At 67.0% G+C, this 15,797-nt stretch carries 15 protein-coding genes; 13 read left to right on the forward strand and 2 right to left on the reverse strand.

The window, feature by feature from the left end; all coding sequences use genetic code 11:
- The first annotated feature begins 1 nt into the window (after position 1).
- Genes HNP00_RS21610 through HNP00_RS21645 form a run of 8 tightly spaced genes read left to right on the forward strand, consistent with a single transcriptional unit; the run spans position 2 to position 10,245 of the window.
- Positions 2–1,207: an acetyl-CoA C-acetyltransferase gene (locus tag HNP00_RS21610; RefSeq protein WP_184741773.1), complete on the forward strand. Its 1,206-nt coding sequence runs from the start codon at positions 2–4 to the stop codon at positions 1,205–1,207.
- A 37-nt stretch (positions 1,208–1,244) separates the two neighbouring features.
- Entirely contained in the window at positions 1,245–3,428 is a 2,184-nt protein-coding gene (locus tag HNP00_RS21615) for a 3-hydroxyacyl-CoA dehydrogenase NAD-binding domain-containing protein (protein ID WP_184741774.1), read from the forward strand.
- Positions 3,425–5,023 (forward strand): acyl-CoA carboxylase subunit beta, encoded by a 1,599-nt coding sequence (locus tag HNP00_RS21620; protein WP_184741775.1) that lies wholly within the window; start codon positions 3,425–3,427, stop codon positions 5,021–5,023. The genes HNP00_RS21615 and HNP00_RS21620 overlap by 4 nt, the downstream gene beginning before the upstream one ends.
- A 7-nt stretch (positions 5,024–5,030) precedes the next feature.
- Complete coding sequence (locus HNP00_RS21625) at positions 5,031–7,058, forward strand: biotin carboxylase N-terminal domain-containing protein (RefSeq protein WP_184741776.1); 2,028 nt, start codon at positions 5,031–5,033, stop codon at positions 7,056–7,058.
- Positions 7,051–7,815, forward strand: a complete 765-nt coding sequence (locus HNP00_RS21630) for an enoyl-CoA hydratase/isomerase family protein (RefSeq protein ID WP_184741777.1) — start codon at positions 7,051–7,053, stop codon at positions 7,813–7,815. The genes HNP00_RS21625 and HNP00_RS21630 overlap by 8 nt, the downstream gene beginning before the upstream one ends.
- Positions 7,816–7,865: 50 nt before the next feature.
- Positions 7,866–9,635 (forward strand): acyclic terpene utilization AtuA family protein, encoded by a 1,770-nt coding sequence (locus HNP00_RS21635; protein ID WP_221451727.1) that lies wholly within the window; start codon positions 7,866–7,868, stop codon positions 9,633–9,635.
- Positions 9,632–9,841 (forward strand): hypothetical protein, encoded by a 210-nt coding sequence (locus HNP00_RS21640; RefSeq protein ID WP_184741778.1) that lies wholly within the window; start codon positions 9,632–9,634, stop codon positions 9,839–9,841. Before HNP00_RS21635 ends, HNP00_RS21640 begins: the two co-directional genes overlap by 4 nt.
- Positions 9,842–9,849: 8 nt before the next feature.
- Positions 9,850–10,245 carry a multidrug efflux SMR transporter gene (locus HNP00_RS21645; RefSeq protein ID WP_184741779.1) on the forward strand — a complete coding sequence of 132 codons (396 nt, stop codon included), beginning with the start codon at positions 9,850–9,852 and terminating at the stop codon, positions 10,243–10,245.
- Positions 10,246–10,365: 120 nt separating this feature from the next.
- Here the strand turns inward: HNP00_RS21645 and HNP00_RS23715 are convergent, their stop codons facing one another.
- Both HNP00_RS23715 and HNP00_RS23720 read right to left on the reverse strand, forming a co-directional pair.
- Positions 10,366–10,617 carry an acyl-CoA dehydrogenase family protein gene (locus HNP00_RS23715; RefSeq protein ID WP_395893848.1) on the reverse strand — a complete coding sequence of 84 codons (252 nt, stop codon included), beginning with the start codon at positions 10,615–10,617 and terminating at the stop codon, positions 10,366–10,368.
- Positions 10,530–11,027, reverse strand: coding sequence for an acyl-CoA dehydrogenase family protein (locus HNP00_RS23720; protein ID WP_221451728.1), 498 nt, complete (start codon positions 11,025–11,027; stop codon positions 10,530–10,532). Before HNP00_RS23720 ends, HNP00_RS23715 begins: the two co-directional genes overlap by 88 nt.
- A gap of 159 nt (positions 11,028–11,186) precedes the next feature.
- Here HNP00_RS23720 and HNP00_RS21655 point away from each other — a divergent pair, with 159 nt between their 5' ends.
- From HNP00_RS21655 to HNP00_RS21675, 5 genes are all read left to right on the forward strand, one after another.
- A complete protein-coding gene (locus HNP00_RS21655) occupies positions 11,187–12,056 on the forward strand; it encodes an alpha/beta fold hydrolase (protein ID WP_184741780.1) in 870 nt (289 codons plus the stop codon).
- Complete coding sequence (locus tag HNP00_RS21660) at positions 12,053–12,961, forward strand: SDR family oxidoreductase (protein ID WP_184741781.1); 909 nt, start codon at positions 12,053–12,055, stop codon at positions 12,959–12,961. Before HNP00_RS21655 ends, HNP00_RS21660 begins: the two co-directional genes overlap by 4 nt.
- 148 nt (positions 12,962–13,109) lie before the next feature.
- The gene (locus HNP00_RS21665; RefSeq protein ID WP_184741782.1) at positions 13,110–14,654 is read left to right on the forward strand and encodes an acyl-CoA synthetase; all 1,545 of its coding nucleotides are present in this window, start codon (positions 13,110–13,112) and stop codon (positions 14,652–14,654) included.
- On the forward strand, positions 14,651–15,049 hold the full coding sequence (locus HNP00_RS21670; protein ID WP_184741783.1) for a hypothetical protein: 399 nt from the start codon (positions 14,651–14,653) through the stop codon (positions 15,047–15,049). Before HNP00_RS21665 ends, HNP00_RS21670 begins: the two co-directional genes overlap by 4 nt.
- A complete protein-coding gene (locus tag HNP00_RS21675; RefSeq protein ID WP_184741784.1) occupies positions 15,046–15,768 on the forward strand; it encodes an enoyl-CoA hydratase/isomerase family protein in 723 nt (240 codons plus the stop codon). Before HNP00_RS21670 ends, HNP00_RS21675 begins: the two co-directional genes overlap by 4 nt.
- Positions 15,769–15,797: the final 29 nt, after the last annotated feature.

Raw genomic sequence — 15,797 nt, forward strand, 5'->3', positions numbered from 1 at the left:
GATGGCGGAGGCATACATCTACGAGGCGATCCGCACTCCGCGAGGTCGCGGAAAACGCGGGTCGCTGCACAGCACGAAGCCGATCGACCTGGTCGTGGGGCTCATCGACGAGCTGCGTCGGCGGCTGCCCGACCTGGACATGGCAGCCGTGGACGATCTGGTGCTGGGAGTGGTCTCCGCAGTGGGCGATCAAGGCGGGGACATCGCCAAGGCCGCGGCGATCGCGGCCGGGCTGCCGGACACGGTGGGTGGGACCCAGCTCAACCGTTTCTGCGGATCGGGACTGGAAGCTGTCAACATCGCCGCGCAGAAAGTGCGTTCCGGCTGGGAGCAGCTCGTGTTCGCCGGTGGCGTCGAGTCGATGTCCCGGGTACCCCTAGGAACAGACGCCGGTCCTCTCTTCAACGACCCGACCACCACCTATGACGCGTACTTCGCGCCGCAGGGGATCGGAGCCGACCTGATCGCGACGATAGAGGGCTTCACCCGCGACGATGTCGACGCCTACGCGGTCCGCTCCCAACAGCGCGCCGAGGCGGCTTGGCGTGAGGGCAGGTTCGACCGTTCGGTTGTGCCCGTCTGCGACATCACAGGGAAGGTCCTGCTCGACAAGGATGAGCACCGCCGCCCCGGCACGACAGCGGAGGCGCTGGCCGCCCTCAAGCCCGCGTTCGATGGGCTGGGACGAGCAGGTTTCGACGCAGCCGCGCTGCAGCGGTATGTGGATGTGGAGAGGATCACCCATGTGCACCACGGCGGGAATTCCTCGGGAATCGTCGACGGGGCGGCCCTCGTCGCGGTCGGCAGCGGGAGTGCGGGCGAGCGGTTCGGGCTGGCCCCGCGGGCACGGGTGGTCGCGACCGCTGTGAGCGGCGCAGACCCCACGATCATGCTGACCGGTCCCACGCCTGCCACACGCAAGGTGCTGGAGGTCGCCGGACTAACGTGCGATGACATTGACCTGTTCGAGATCAATGAGGCCTTCGCGGCAGTTGTCCTGAAGTGGGTCAAGGACCTCAAACTCCCCTGGGACAAGGTGAACGTCAACGGCGGCGCCATCGCGATGGGCCATCCGCTGGGTGCGACCGGAGCGATGCTCGTGGGCACGGTCCTGGACGAATTGGAACGCCGCGACGCGAAGCGCGGACTGATCACCCTGTGCATCGGCGGCGGCATGGCTGTCGCCACGATTATCGAGCGAGTCTGACGGCCGTGCCGGTCAGCGGACAGAGAGGACGAAAACCATGAGCGAGAGCAGCACCATCACCTGGCAGCAAGGGGACGACGGCATCGTCGTTCTCACGCTCGACGATCCGTCATCGTCGGCGAACACGATGAACGAGGCGTACGTGGCCTCGATGGAGGCGAGCCTCGACCGGCTCTCCGCGGAGATCGACCGTGTTACGGGCATCATCCTGGCATCGGCGAAGAAGACCTTCTTCGCCGGCGGGAACCTCGAGGACATCCTCTCCTACACAGCGGAGGACAACGAGCGGATAGCCCACGACTCCGACACGGTCAAGAGACAGCTGCGCCGGCTCGAGACGCTGGGGCGCCCCGTCGTCTCCGTGATCGCAGGTGCCGCCCTGGGCGGCGGGCTCGAGATCGCCCTCGCCACCCACCGTCGGATCGTCGCGGACGTGCGCGGCGCGGTGGTCGGTCTCCCCGAAGTGGGCCTAGGGCTGCTGCCGGGCGGCGGCGGCGTCGTTCGGACCGTGCGACTGCTCGGCGTCGTGCCGGCCGTGCGCGACGTGCTGCTGACCGGCAGGCGCTTCTCACCGCTGGAGGCGCTCGAGTTCGGTCTCGTCGACGAACTCGTGGCCGATTCTGAGGCGCTCCTTCCCGCAGCGCGCGCCTGGATCCTCGCAAACCCACACGCCGTGCAGCCTTGGGATGTCCCCGGCTACCGGGTGCCGGGCAGTGACCTTTTCTGGCCCGCTTCAGGAGGCGAACTGGGCATGCTCTCGGCGGCGCTGCGCAAGCAGACCAGGGGAGCACCGGCGCCCGCATCGCGGGCCATCGTCGCGGCGGCAGTCGAGGGCGCGCTGCTCGACATCGACACCGCGGGCGACATCGAGACGCGCTACTTCGTGAGCATCGCCAGCGGCCGGATCGCGAAGAACCTCATCCAGTCCACGTTCTTCGACCTGCAGGCAGTCAACGCGGGCCGGAGCCGCCCCGTGGGCATCCCGCAGCGGACAGCACAGCGCGTCGCGGTCCTCGGTGCCGGGATGATGGGAGCGGGCATCGCCTATGTCAGCGCGAAGGCGGGTATCGACGTCGTGCTCAAGGACATGACCCCTGAGGCGGCCGAGCGCGGCAAGCAGGTTGCTGAGAAGATCGTCGCAGGGCAAGTCGAGCGCGGACGCATCACCCGTGAGCGCGGCGATGAACTGCTCGCGCGGATCACGCCCACGGACGACGACGCAGACCTGGCCGGGGCGGACGTCGTCGTCGAGGCGGTGTTCGAGTCCGTCTCGGTAAAGCAGGGCGTGTTCCAGGCGGCTGAGGCAGTGGTGGCACCGGATGCCCTGCTCGCATCGAACACCTCGACACTGCCGATCACGTCTCTGGCTGAAGGCGTGTCGCGTCCGGCGGACTTCATCGGCATCCACTTCTTCTCGCCGGTGGACCGGATGCCCTTGGTGGAGATCATCGTGGGGGAGAAGACCGGGGACGAGGCGCTCGCCCGCGCCTTCGATTTCGCCCGCCAGCTCGGCAAGACCCCAATCGTGGTGAACGACAGCCGTGGCTTCTTCACGAGCCGGACGATCATCACATTTCTCAACGAGGCCGTTGCCGCCGTCGGCGAAGGCGTCGAGCCGCAGCGCGTCGAGCAGGCGGCGCTGCAGGCGGGCTATCCCGCCGGTCCGTTGCAGCTGATCGACGAGCTCACACTGACATTGCCGCAGAAGATCCGCAAGGAGGCGGAAGCAGCCGCCGCGCACGAGCGCGCAGCCACGGTCGAGCACGGCTCCGCAGCCGTCATCGACGAGCTCGTCGACGTGCTCGGCCGCCCCGGTCGTGCCGGTGGCGGCGGGTTCTACGACTACGACGCCGACGGCCGGCGGCTCGGGCTCTGGCCAGGTTTGCGAGAGGCGTTCGGTTCCGGACGCACGGACATCGCGTTCGCCGACCTGCAGGAACGGATGCTGTTCGCCGAGGCGCTCGAGGCCGTGCACTGTCTCGACGAGGGTGTGCTGCGCTCCGTGCGGGATGCGAACATCGGCTCGCTCCTCGGTATCGGCTTTCCGTCATGGACCGGTGGCGTACTGCAGTACATCAGCTCCTACGAGGGCGGGCCTGCCGGTTTCGTCGCCCGCGCCGACGAGCTCGCCGATCGCTATGGGGATCACCTGCGTCCGCCGACATCACTTCGTGAGCGTGCGGACCGTGGCGAAGCATACGCGGATGCGGACGTCGCATGAGCGTCATCGTCAGCCGCGTCGACACCGCGAGCGAAGAGTACCTCGCTAATCGTGAAGCGGGGCTCGCACTGATCGCCGACCTCGAAGCAGAGAACGCCAAGGTCGTGATGGGTGGGGGAGAGCGTTCCCTCGAACGCCATCGCGCTCGAGGTCGGCTCACCGTGCGCGAACGGATCGAGCTGCTGGTCGACGCGGACTCGGCCTTCCTCGAACTGTCCACGCTGGCCGGTTGGGGCACGGGGTTCACCGTCGGCGGCGTTATCGTCACCGGTGTCGGTGTCGTCTCAGGCGTCGAATGCATGATCATCGCCCACGAGCCGACGGTGCGCGGCGGGACCATGAATCCGTACACGCTGCGCAAGAACCTCCGGGCTCTCGAGATCGCGAGGGTCAACCGGCTTCCGGTGCTGTACCTCGTCGAGTCCGGCGGGGCGGACCTGCCCACCCAGGCTGATCTCTTCATCCCCGCCGGCCGGATCTTCCACGAGCTGACCGCACTGTCCGCCGCCGGCATCCCCTCGGTCTCGCTCGTGTTCGGCAACTCGACGGCGGGGGGCGCGTACGTCCCCGGGATGAGTGACTACGCAGTGCTCGTCGATAAACAGGCCCAGGTATTCCTCGGTGGCCCTCCCCTGGTGAAGATGGCCACCGGCGAGGATGCGGACGGCGAAGAGCTGGGCGGCGCAGCCATGCACTCACGCACTTCCGGTGTGAGCGACTACTTCGCTGTGGACGAGCGGGACGCGATCCGCATCGGACGGCAGATCGTCTCCCGTCTGAATTGGCGCAAACATGGTCCGGATGCCCGGACCGTGCCGCGTCCGCCGCGCTACAGCGCGGAAGAGCTTTTGGGCATCATCTCCCGCGACCAGCGTGTGCCGTTCGATCCGCGCGAGGTGCTCGCCCGCATCGTTGACGACTCCGACTTCGACGAGTACAAGGAGCTCTACGGCACGAGCCTCGTCACGGGCTGGGCAAGCCTGCACGGCTACCCGATCGGTGTGCTCGCCAATCATCGCGGCGTCCTCTTCGGCGACGAGGCGAAGAAGGCGGCGGAGTTCATCCTGCTCGCCAACCAGACTCATACCCCGCTGATCTTCCTGCAGAACACCACCGGGTATATGGTCGGAACGGCATATGAGCAGGCCGGGATCATCAAGGACGGTGCGAAGATGATCAACGCCGTCACCAACAGCACGGTCCCGCACATCACCGTGAACATGGCGGCTTCATTCGGCGCAGGCAACTACGGCATGAGCGGTCGGGCCTTCGACCCGCGATTCCTGTTCAGCTGGCCGAACATGCGCCAGGCCGTCATGGGCGCCACGCAGCTAGCAGGTGTGCTCTCCATCGTCGGTCGCGGCTCCGCGGAGCGGGCGGGCCGTGCATTCGACGAGGACGCCGACGCCCAGCAGCGAGCGCAGATCGAACAGCAGATCGAGGCCGAGTCGCAGTCGTACTTCATGTCCGGCCGTCTCTACGACGACGGCATCGTCGACCCCCGCCAGACGAGAGACGCACTCGGCATCGCGCTCTCCGCTACCCACTCCGCAACCGTGGCCGGTCGGCCCGGCTTCGGCGTCTTCCGAATGTGAGCACGAAATGACACTGACCGACACCACCGCCCGGCAGCGCATCAGGACCCTCCTCGTCGCCAACCGCGGCGAGATCGCCGTACGCGTCATCCGCAGCGCACGCGAGATGGGAATCGAGACCGTCGCGGTCTACTCGGACGCCGACGCCGATGCACTCTTCGTGCGAGAAGCGGATCGCGCGGTGCATCTGCCGGGAGTCGCACCCGCGGACACCTACCTTCGAGGGGATCTGATCCTCGACGCGGCGCGGAAGACCGGCGCCGATGCCATCCACCCCGGATATGGCTTCCTCTCTGAGAACGCCGAGTTTGCCGCGTCCGTCGGCGCCGCGGGAATCACCTTCGTCGGGCCGACCCCGGATGCGATGTCAGCCATGGGATCGAAGCTCCGGGCGAAGTCGCTGATGGCGGAATCTGGCGTCCCCGTCCTCCCCGGCGGAACGGTCACCAACGACTTCAACGACGAGGACCTGGCGTTGCTGGGCAAGCGGATCGGGTATCCGGTCCTCGTCAAGGCGTCGGCCGGGGGCGGGGGGCGTGGCATGCGAATCGTCGTGGACCCGTCGGCTCTCGGCGAGGCTGTCGCCTCGGCGCGTCGCGAGGCAGGCTCCGCGTTTGGCGATGACACCGTCTTCCTGGAGCGGTATGTCACTGCCCCCCGCCACATCGAAGTGCAGATCTTCGGCGATACCACGGGACGGGTGATCAGTCTCTTCGAGCGAGACTGCTCGATCCAGCGGCGCTACCAGAAGATCATCGAGGAGTCGCCATCGCCCGTGGTGACGCCGCAGCTGCGGGCCCGTCTCGGCGATGCAGCCATCGCCGCAGGCGAGGCCATCGGCTATGTCGGCGCCGGCACGGTCGAGTTCATCCTCGACCAGAGCGGCGACTTCTTCTTCCTCGAGGTGAACACGCGGCTCCAGGTGGAGCACCCGGTGACTGAATCGGTCACCGGGCTCGACCTAGTGCGGCTGCAGCTGCTGGTCGCCCAGGGCGAGGAGCTGCCGGAAGAGGCGCGGACGGCCTCAATGACCGGCCACGCCATCGAGGCGCGCCTTTACGCCGAAGACCCGGCCGCCGGATTCCTGCCCACCTCGGGAGTACTCCGCGAATTCTCGCTCGGGGCCGGCGTCCGTGCCGACACCGGCTTCGCCGCCGGAGATGCGGTGAGCATCCATTACGATCCGATGCTGGCGAAGCTCATTGCCCACGCACCGACCAGGGCCGAGGCCGCTCTCGCCCTCGCGAGAGCTCTGCACACTAGCCGTATCCACGGCGTTTGTACCAATAGAGAGGTGCTCGTCGGGATTCTACGCGAATCCGAGTTCCTCGCCGGAATCACCGACACGGCGTATCTGGAACGCCACTCGGTGGGCGAGCTCGCCGTCGTCCCGAGCGGCGCAGAGCGGGATCTCGCCGCGGCCGGCGCAGTGCTGGCTCTACGGGCGCATCGCCGTTCCGAGGCGAAGGTCCAGCGCGCAGTGACCCCTGGTTTTCGCAACCTCCCCTCACAGCTGGCGCTCGTCCGGTTCGGGGATGGCGGTGCGGAGCGGGACGTGCGATATCGGGTCACGGAGAAGATCGCGGAAATCTCGGTCGACGACCTGTCGCTCGGCCGGATCTCGTTTTCGGTCGAGGGCATCGGCCCGGATGTCTACTCGGTAAATCTTGTGGTGAACGGGGTGCGCGAGAGCCTGCAGGTCGCGATCCACGGAACCCGGATCGATATCGACGGGCGTTTCGGGGGAGTCGAGCTGACAGAGCTCGGCCTGCTACCCGAACCGGGCACGCAGGCGGCCGCCGGTTCGCTCGCGGCACCTATGCCCGGTTCCGTGGTGCGTCTCGAGGTGTCGGCAGGGGAGCGGGTCGCAGCCGGGCAGATCGTGCTCGTCCTGGAAGCAATGAAGATGGAGCACGTCGTTCGCGCTCCCGTCGACGGTACGGTCTCTGAGATCCTCGTCGAACAGGGCCAGCAGGTGGACCTGGGTCAAATCCTCGCCGTGGTCGACGATGCCGGGGAGGATGGCGATGAGTGACGAGGTGCTGTACGAGCGCCGTGGCGCCGCCGCCTGGGTGACGATCAACCGTCCGGAGGCGCGCAACGCGCTCAATCGCGCTGTGCGGGAGCGGCTGTTCGCGGCAACTCGACGGTTCAACGAGGATCAGGATGCGGCCGTCATGGTCCTCACGGGAGCCGGCGACGCGGCGTTCTGCGCCGGCGGCGATCTGAAGGAGATGGCGGAGACGGAGCTCACGGTTCCGCCGCCGGACTTCGTTCCGCAGTTTCAGCGCAACATCCAGGTCGACAAGCCAATCATCGCCGCAGTCAACGGCGTCGCGTTCGCCGGGGGCTTCCTGCTGGTGCAGAACGCGGACTTGGTCATCGCATCCGAGCAGGCGCGCTTCGCCGTGACCGAGGTGAAGGTGGGGCGAGGCTCGCCGTGGTCGGCGCCTCTGCCCTGGTGGATACCGCCGAAGGTGGCGCTGGAACTCGTGCTCACCGGCGACGCCATCTCGGCCCAGCGCGCATACGAGATCGGCTTCGTGAATCATGTCGTGCCGGCCGCGGACCTGCACGATCGCGCCCAGGCGCTCGCCGACCGGATCGCCGCAAACGCGCCGCTGTCGGTGCGGGCGGCGAAGGCAGTCGTCTACGCCTCGCGCGAGCGGCACCTGTCCGATGCGCTCGACGAATCCGAGCGCATCTTCGCGTCTGTCTATCTCTCGGATGATGCACAGGAGGGGCCGCGGGCATTCCGCGAGAAGCGAACTCCCGAATGGAAAGGTCGATGATGATGTCGGATCAGGCGGGCCGGCCTCTCAGAGCTGTTCGAATCGGAAACGTGTCCGGCTTCTACGGCGACCGCCTCCGCGCGGCGGCGGACATGGTCTCCGGGGGCGATGTCGACATCATCACCGGCGACTACCTGGCAGAGCTGACGATGTATATCCTTCACAAGGCACGTCAGCGCGATCCGGATGGCGGCTATGCGACCACGTTCCTCACGCAGATGGAGCAGGTGCTCGGCACATGCCTCGATCGTGGCATCCGGATCGTCGCCAACGCCGGAGGGCTGAACCCCGCGGGGTTGGCTACACGACTGGGCGCGCTATCCGAACGTCTCGGCCTGCATCCGCGAATCGCATTCGCGGACGGCGATGATGTGCTCGACATCCTTCCTGAGCTGCAGCGTGCGGGACACGAGATCCGTCATCTCGACAATGGACGGCCACTCGCCGATCTGGAGGTCGAGCCCATCACAGCGAACGCCTATCTCGGGGCGTGGCCGATCGCCCGGGCGCTCCAAGCGGGCAGCGACGTGGTCGTGACCGGCCGGGTGACGGATGCTTCGCTCGTCGTGGGGCCTGCGGCATGGTGGCATGGCTGGGGCGACGAGGACTGGGATCGTCTGGCCGGAGGGGTGATCGCGGGGCATCTCCTGGAATGCGGCACGCAGGTCACCGGGGGCAACTTCAGCTTTCTCGGTGACATCACCGACCGCCGCTATCCCGGATACCCGATCGCCGAGATCTCGGAAGATGGCTCGAGCGTGATCACCAAGCCGGGCGACACCGGCGGCCTCGTCTCCGTCGACACGGTGACCGCGCAACTGCTCTACGAGATCGGCGCCCCCGCATACGGAGGGCCGGATGTGACCACCTGGTTCGATACGGTCTCCGTCACACCTGTTGGGCCGAACCGTGTACGGGTCGCAGGCGCGCGAGGCACGGCGCCGACCGGCCAGGTCAAGGTCGCGATCAACTACTCGGGCGGATATCGCAACACCATGGCGCTCGCTCTGACCGCCCCCGACATCGAGCAGAAAGCGGCTCACGCCGAATCGCTGCTTTGGGAGAGGGTGGGCGGCAAGGAATCGTTCGACGCAGCGGAGGCGCTGCTCGTTCGCAGCGATCATCCCGATCCGGCGACGCAGGCGGACGCAACGTCGCACCTGGTGTTCACGGTCAAGGACACCGATCCCAAGAAGGTCGGCCGTTCCTTCTCCAACGCCGTGCTCGAGCTCGTCCTGGGCAGCTATGCAGGTGTCTACGCAACGACACCGCCCTCCTCGGAGTCCGCATACGGCGTGTATTGGCCCGCGCTCATCCCCGCACTGGCGGTGACGCCGCGGCTGGTGCTGGATGACGGGAGTGTGGAGTTGATGCCCCTTCCTCGAGGGGACGCGGCGGCTGCGGCGGCCCCACCCGTGCACCCAGCCGTGGTGCCGGCTCCGCCGGAAGCGGGCGAGGTCGTGATCGTGCCGCTGGGCGAGGTGGCGGGGACGCGCTCCGGAGACAAAGGCGGGAATGCCAACATCGGCGTGTGGACCCGCACGGACGCGGAATACGAGTGGCTGTACGGGTATCTGACCGCCGGGCGACTGCGCGAGCTACTGCCGGAGATCGCGCAGCTGGAGGTTCGCCGCTACGAACTGCCGAATGTGCGCGCGCTGAACTTCATCGTCGTGGGAATCCTCGGTGACGGGGTCGCATCCTCGACGAGACCGGATGCGCAGGCCAAGGGTCTCGGCGAGTTCCTTAGGTCACGACCCGTGCCGCTGCCGGCCGCCTTGTTGCGAGAGTCGACTGCGGCAGGAGATCATGGCGAATGACCTCCCCGACCGCATTCCTCCACACACTGACGGTCCGCGGGCGTGCACGACGGGAGCAGATCCTCGCGTCGGCGGCTGCGCTGATGGCAGAGCGGGGTTATCCCGCGGTGAGCCTCCCGGCCGGGCAGCTCGTCGAGCAACTCGCAGGCATGGGATCCGCCGCCATGCGCGAGGGTCTCGGCCTGGGCGCGGAACGATCGGGATGAGGACGGGCATGGGCGCGTTGTTTCTCTCGGTCGCGATCGTCTGCGAGGTCGCGGCGACAATGATTCTCAGGCTCACGACGGGCGAGACCCCGAGATGGTGGGCGCTGCCCATCGCCGTCGTCGGATACGTGCTCGCCTTTGCCGCTCTGCAGCGCTGCCTGGACGGCGGATTCCCGCTCGGCATCGCCTACGCCATCTGGGGCGGTGTAGGAGTGATCGCCGTAGCTGCGCTCAGCTTCCTGCTCTACCGGGAGTCGATGACGCCGGTCCAGATCATTGGAATCGCGCTGGTGATCGTCGGCATCCTGTGCCTGGAACTGGGGAAAGCACCCGACGCCCACGCCGCGGCCTCGCCCGCCGCCGCGGAACTCAGGGAGGGACTGGAACCGTCAGCCGGTCGTTGACGGCTGTCAGCGATCTGCGCGCAGCAGGACCCCCTCATGCGCTCGACGATGCGCTCCTGGTCCGCCCGGCTGCGCTCGCTCTTGGTTGGGGCTCCTGCCGAAGTACGGCCGGTTGCCGGCTCATTCGTCATAGCGGGAGTCTACGGCCGGCCCCGCGCGCCGCGGTTGAGTTGAGCGCGCGGCATCCAGCGCCCCCTGGGCCGCCTCTGCCGCGGCGTACTTAGCGACGTTCGAGGCCTCGCCTGCGGGTTGCCCGTTGTCGTGCAGCCAGGCGGCCCTGCGGGTCATGAGAGTGGCGGGCTCCGTCTGGATGTGAGCTTTGGCGAGCGGGCGGGAGAGATGCCCTGATGGGAGCCGGTGGGGGCGTCCCAGACCTGTCGTTCGTTCGCGTAACGCACCGCCTTTCCGAGGACGTGACGGGCGATGCCCAGGCACAGGGATGCTCCGGCCCCCCGCCGGTCTTCGCCACAACGAGCACGGTTGCGGCTTCGTCCGCGCCGGAGATGTAGTACTTTCCGCCCTACAGTACCCACCCGTCGTCGTCTCGTCGCGCCGTCGTGGTGATGCCCCGGGTGTTGGATCTCTTCGCAGACGATCTGGAGCTCGACCATTCCCGCACCGCCCCCGCCGTACTCCTCGGGGATATTCACCCCGATGAAGCCATACTGGCCGAGGGCGTCCCAAACCTCGACGCAGGGCTGGTTGGAGAACGCGTGCTCCACGTAACAGCCACCGCCGCAACCGGAAACGATGTCGGTGACGTGGCTGCGCAGCTCGCGCATCTCGTCGGTCGGAAAAATCCACGATACCTCCTAAGTGGTGATTGTGAATTCACTTGAGTGGCTCGGGCAAGAAGAGGCCCCATCGTGTTCTGTCCCAAAAACACCAAGTTCTGTAGCAAAAACGTTGACATCTCGACAAACCATGGCCACGATGGACGCATGAGTTATGATGAATCTTCATTCACATCTACCCGAGATGCGTTGAAGGTCGCGACCTATCGCTGGATGAGCGATGCGCCACGTGTCGTCGTGCAGATCGCGCACGGGGTCGCGGAGTACGCGACCCGCTACGACCGCCTTGCGAACGCCCTCACCGCAGCGGGCTTCGAAGTGTACGCGAACGACCACCGCGGTCACGGGTCCTCCGTCGGCGGCGACGTCTCCCTCGGCTCCTTCGGCGAGGCGGGGTGGAGTGCGCTGGTCGCCGACGTCGTCACCCTCGGCGAGTCCATCGCGGCACAGCATCCGGGCCTTCCAGTCTTCCTGCTCGGCCACTCGATGGGATCCTTCGCATCGCAGGAGCTGATCCTGGACCGCTCGGATCTGTACGCCGGGGTGGTGCTCACCGGATCGACGTCACTCGATGCCCTCGCGGCCGGCCTCGCAGAAGCAGGCGACCTCGGCAATGATTTGACCTTCCTCAACACGGGCTTCGAGGGCGACACCGGATACGAGTGGCTCTCCCGAGACGAGGCGGAGGTCGCGGCCTACGTCGCCGACCCGCGCTGCGGGTTCGACTTGGCGCCGGACACCATCCCGCAGCTCTTCGGCACGGCCCCGAGGCTGGCCGATCCGGAGCAGCTCGCCGGGATCCGGTCGGATCTGCCTGTGCTCATCGTGTCCGGAGACACAGACCCGCTCGGCAGCGGCGGTCAGCTCGTCGAGCTGCTGGGCGCGCGCTATCGGGACGCCGGAATCACCGACGTGACCGTTCGCCTGTTCCCTGAGGCGCGCCATGAGGTGTTCAACGAGACCAACCGTGACGAGATCACCGCCGACGTGGTCACCTGGCTGAAGCGGCACGTGTGACTTACGTCTCGCCGTTCGCACCGGATGCACTCGCCGGGCGGAGCATTCTCATCACGGGAGGCGGCTCCGGTCTCGGCCTCGGGATGGCCCGCGCATTCGTCGCACACGGCGCGCGTGTGCATCTCTGGGGTCGTCGCCCTGCAGTGCTGCAGGCGGCGGTCGACGAGCTCAACCGGGAACGTGCCGACGCGGCTCGCTTCGACGCCATCGACATCCGCGAGGACGTCGCTGTAGACGAGACGGTGGGGCGCATCTGGTCCGAGCATGGTCCGCTCACGAGTCTGGTCAACAATGCGGCAGGCAACTTCATCGCGCCGACCGAGTCGATCAGCATGAAGGCGTTCGACGCGGTGACCGGCACGGTCATGCGTGGCTCTTTCGCCACGAGTCTAGCTGTCGGGCGGAGGTGGATCGAGGAGGGCCGGGGTGGCGCGATACTTTCCACCCTGACGAGCTGGGTGTGGACGGGGTCGGCTTTCGTTGTGCCATCCGCCATGGCGAAGGCGGCCGTCAACGCCATGACCCTCTCCCTGGCGGTGGAGTGGGCAGGCCACGGCATCCGGGTCAACGCTCTGGCACCGGGTCCGATCCGGACGGACTTCGCCTGGGAGGCGCTCAGTCCGACCGCCGCCGCCTCTGTGGGCGCTACACAGGCAGATGGAGTGCCGCAAGGCAGGCTGGGCACTTCTGAGGAACTCGCCGCGCTCGCCGTCTTCCTGTTGTCCGATGCCTGCGACTACCTCACCGGTGAGACGATCGCCGTCGACGGTGGTCAGCGACTGGCGGGCCCAGCGACCTTCGCGGGCCTATCCAGACTGAGCGCAGAGGACTGGGCCGAGGCGAGGGAGCGGTCGCTTGCGGCCACCGCGGAGAGCAAGGCGCAGCGCGCGGAAGGGCTCGGATGAGCACGGACGCGTCCCCGGACGACGAACCCGTGCAGTCGCCGACACCGTCCTAGGCTTCCTGGACGGGCGATGGCCCGCAGGCAGTCAGCACTGACTTGATAATTCAGAGGTCGGCTCGACCGACCATCGTCTCGAAGAGGAGAACGAAATGTATCCCGGAGCCCACGCCGCCCTGACCCCGAACAAGCCCGCGTTCATCTTGGTCGAAAGCGGTGAGACACTCACCTACCAACAACTGGAGGATCGCTCCGCACGTCTGGCGCAGGTGCTCTTCGCCGCCGGCCTGCGGCCGGGCGATACGGTCGCCATGCTCGCGCACAACTCGCCGCTGTACTACGAGGTGTACTGGGCCGCGATGCGCAGCGGGCTCTACATGACGCCCGTCAACGCGCAGCTCTCCTCCACCGAGATCGCCTACATCGTGAACGATTGCGACGCGAAGGCATTCGTCGTGGCCGCGGACTTCGCCGCAGTCATCGCCGAGGTCCTTCCGCTGATCCAAGTACCGCTACTGCTCGCCTCCGGTGGCGCGATCGACGGTTTCGACGACTTCGAAGAGGCCCTCGCCGCAGCACCCGAAGGCCCGCTCGATCACGAGCCTCGTGGACGCGAGATGGTCTACTCCTCAGGCACGACCGGTCTTCCCAAGGGCGTGCAGGCGCCGCGGCCGCCGTATCTCGCCAGCGAAGGCTCCGACCCGCTGCTCGGCGTCTTCGGGCCGATGTTCGGCTGGGACTCGGATTCGATCTACCTCAACCCTGCGCCTCTGTATCACGGCGCACCGCTGCGTTTCGGAGGCATGATCCACTCCGTCGGCGGCACGGTCGTCTCGCTGCGCAAGTTCGACGCGGAGACGGCGTTGCAGACGATCGAGAGGTACGCCGTCACGCACAGCCAATGGGTGCCGACGATGTTCGTGCGACTTCTGAAGCTGCCGGCCGAGGTCCGTGCGAAGTACGATCTGTCCTCGCACCGGGTCGCGGTGCACGCCGCGGCGCCCTGCGCCGTGGAGGTCAAAGCAGGCATCATCGAGTGGTGGGGGCCGATCCTGTTCGAGTATTATTCCTCGACCGAGGCCATCGGCATCACCTTCACCGACTCCGCGACCTGGGCCGCTCATCCCGGCACCGTGGGCAAGGCCGGGCTGGGAATCCTGCACATCTGCGACGACGAGGGCAACGAGCTCGATGCCTTCGAGGACGGAATCGTCTACTTCGAACGCGACGTCATGCCCTTCGCCTATCACAACGCCCCGGACAAGACGCGAGCCGCGCAGCATCCGGCACACGAGAACTGGTCCACGGTCGGCGATATTGGCCATGTCGACGACGAAGGCTTCCTTTTCCTCACCGACAGGGTGTCCTTCATGATCATCGCGGGTGGCGTGAACATCTACCCGCAGGAGGTGGAGAACGCCCTCGCGCTGCACGACGCCGTATTCGACGTCGCCGTCATCGGGGTGCCGGATGCGGAGATGGGACAGCGCGTGCACGGCGTCGTGCAGCTGGAGCCTGACCATGCGGCATCTCCCGAGCTGGAGCGGGAACTGATCGAGTTCCTGCGCGCAAGAATCGCCCACTACAAAGTGCCCCAGAGAATCGATTTCTGGGACACGCTTCCTCGTAACGCCATGGGCAAGATGCTCAAACGGGAGGTCCTGGCCACCTACATCAAGCGCACGGTAGCTGAATGACATCCAACATCCATGCGGATGCGCGCGGCCGGCTCGGGGTCATCACCCTCGATCGCCCGCATGGGCCGAAGACCCTCAATCACAGCATGATCACGGCAACGGCCGACTCGTTCGCGGTCGGCCTGTCCGAGTCCCATGTGCCCAGCACGGCGCTGCCCGAACCCGCGGCGGCGCTGGAGAGCGAGCAGTCGGAGGTCGCGTTCGCCGCCGATACTGTGCCCGAGTTGCTCGCAGATATGGGTGCCGCGAATGCGGACGGCATAACCGACTCGATCGCGCAGAAGTCGCCCATCGCGGCGGGGGTCACCCTCGAATCGCGGCGCCGAGCCCGAGACCTGGCCGCTCCCGAACACGACCTCATCCAGGAGTACCTGACGTTCCCGGCGTCGACATGATCGATATATCCGAGCAGGACGGCGTTGCGACCGTCCGCATCAGCCACGGCAAGGTCAATGCGCTGGATCTCGAGCTGGCCCGAGGTCTGCGCGACGCGTTCGAGTCGTTCTCGTCGTATCGCGCCGTGGTCCTCACCGGCAACGGACGCGCCTTCTCCGCAGGCGCCGATCTGCGGCGTCTGCTCGACGAGGGCGAGCCGTATGCGGTTGAGTTCCTCACCGCGCTCGAAGAGCTGTACACCACCGCCTTCGCCTGTCCGATGCCTGTCGTCGCCGCCATCGAGGGGCATGCGATCGCCGGCGGTTGCGTGCTCGCAGCCACCGCCGACGTCCGCCTCATGTCGGGTGGAACGATCGGGCTGCCGGAGCTGGTCGTCGGGGTTCCGTTCCCGACCGTGACAGTGGAGATCATGAGGCATGTCCTCGGGCACCGGCTCGCCTCCGTCGTCTACGGCGCCAAAGCATACGCGCCGGACGACGCGCTGCGCGCAGGCCTCATTGACGAGGTGGTCGCTGCGGAGGTGCTTCTCGCCTCGGCGCGAGAACGCGCCGAGGCCCTCGCTGCATCGCCGCCATCGACGTTCACCCGTGTGAAGGGGAGCCTGCGCGCACCTGCCGCTGAACGTATCGGCGCCGCGCGCGGCGAGGGCGCGCTGATGGCGAGATTGTGGACTCTCCCCGAGGTCAGCGCGGCCCTGTCGCGCGTGCTGGCCCGCTGATCGCCAAGTGCTTGGATGCGGCCGTCTGT

The organism is Arthrobacter sp. AZCC_0090 (assembly GCF_014207375.1).
In the GTDB taxonomy this organism is placed as follows: domain Bacteria; phylum Actinomycetota; class Actinomycetes; order Actinomycetales; family Micrococcaceae; genus Arthrobacter.